Here is a 1,796-nt window from a genome sequence, read left to right as displayed (position 1 = left end):
CATTGCTACTCGATACGATAAGCGGGCCGTCGTTTTTTTGGGTGCCATACACTTGGCAGCTTCCGTCATATGGCTTAACTGATGACACGCCCTAAATAAGGGTGGCTTTTTTTGTAGAGTTGCATCCAAATAAAATTTGAAAAGGTCGGGCCTTTGATTGCTGCATGTTTTGGCCTGTAAATTGTCAAAAACCATTGATGCGTAGAAAAGGGTAGTGGAATGAATGCTCTGAACGTTCTGAGGGAGAGGGGTTTTATCGAGAGTATGACGCATCAGGAAGAGCTCCAGGCGTATTTGGAAAATCCTGGTCGTTATTGCTATATCGGATTTGATCCTACGGGATCCAGTCTTCATGTAGGGCATCTCGTAACAGTTATGGCTCTTGCCCATATGCAGCGTTCAGGGCATCGTCCAATTGCCCTTGTGGGGGGGGGGACAGGAATGATCGGTGACCCCAGTGGCAAGACAGAGATGCGGCAGCTTCTGACACCGGAAAAGGTGGAGGAGAATAAGGTTGGTCTTCAGGCTCAGTTGGCTTTTTTTCTGGATTTTTCAGAGGGGCAGGCACTGCTTGTGGATAATGCGGACTGGCTCTCAGAATTGCAATATATTCCTTTTTTAAGGGAAGTTGGTTCCCATTTCAGTGTGAACCGTATGATCAAGGCAGAGAGTTATAGGGCAAGACTTGAGTCCGAAGAAGGACTGAGTTTTATTGAATTCAATTATATGTTGCTTCAGGCCTATGATTTTTATGTGCTGGCTGAAAAACACGGCTGCCTTTTGCAGATGGGGGGGAGTGATCAGTGGGGGAACATTGTGGCCGGTGTGGAGCTGGTGAGACGAAAGGCGCAGAAAACGGCTTTTGGTATTACTTTCCCTCTGATCATGACGGCGGCTGGTATTAAAATGGGTAAGACCCATGCAGGGGCTGTATGGTTGGATCCTGATAGAACGTCTCCCTATGAATATTACCAGTTTTGGGTGAATACGGATGATGCGGACGTGCTGCGTTTTTTGAAGCTTTTTACTTTTTTACCTATGGATGAGATTGATGCTGTTTCACAGCTGGCGGGAAAAGATCTCAATGCTGTAAAAGCTGTGCTGGCCTATGAAGCAACGAGTATTGTTCATGGAGAAGAGGGGGCAGCTCAGGCGCATAAGGCTGCTTCTGCCATGTTTGGAGGCCGTGAAATTCCCGGAGAGATTTTCCCTTCAAGTCGGATTTCTCGGCAGGTTAAAGGAGATACCGAAGGGATGCCATGTACACGGTTTACCGTTGTTGAATTTTCTGAAGGGTTCTCTGTGGTGGATCTTTTCTGTCGAGCTTCTCTTTGTCCTTCCAAAGGTGCTGCCCGCCGTCTTATTGAGCAGGGGGGGGCTTATGTGAATGGAAAGCGTGTAGAAAGTACGGATGGAGTTGTGGGAATGGCAGATCTTGAGAGGGGCGTTCTGGTACTTCGATCTGGTAAAAAGCAGTACCATCGTATTGAGGTGGTCTGAAATTTTGGTTTTTGAGGCTGGGTAAAATATCCTGGCGCTGGGATCACACCGTTCCAAACCATAAAAAATCCACAATATGTGGTGATTTATTGACAATTCAAAGCACACGATGTTGTCTGTTGGAATGGTGTGAGTCCAGTGCCATGGTTTTGGATTTTAAATCCGCTTCTGATGTTAAAGCAGCGGATATTTTCTTGAAAATATTGAATAATTTTATTGAGCAATGTTTGACTCAATAAATTTTAAAAAAAATAGTTGACAACAAAAGTTAAAATATGTAATTTGATCCTCGTTGC

At 45.3% G+C, this 1,796-nt stretch carries 2 protein-coding genes; one reads left to right on the top strand and one right to left on the bottom strand.

Going from position 1 to position 1,796, the window contains the following annotated elements:
- Positions 1–273, bottom strand: a 273-nt coding sequence (locus tag BR04_RS17520; RefSeq protein ID WP_496357319.1) for a hypothetical protein, incomplete at its 3' end; no start/stop codon positions are given.
- Between BR04_RS17520 and tyrS the strand changes: the two genes are divergently transcribed.
- Positions 220–1,500: a tyrosine--tRNA ligase gene (gene tyrS / locus BR04_RS17515; protein WP_496357318.1), complete on the top strand. Its 1,281-nt coding sequence runs from the start codon at positions 220–222 to the stop codon at positions 1,498–1,500. The two genes, BR04_RS17520 and tyrS, sit on opposite strands and share 54 nt — an antisense overlap.
- The last annotated feature ends 296 nt before the right edge of the window (positions 1,501–1,796 follow it).

Source organism: Desulfobotulus sapovorans DSM 2055 (genome assembly GCF_059569355.1).
This window is presented reverse-complemented; position numbering and strand designations above follow the sequence as displayed.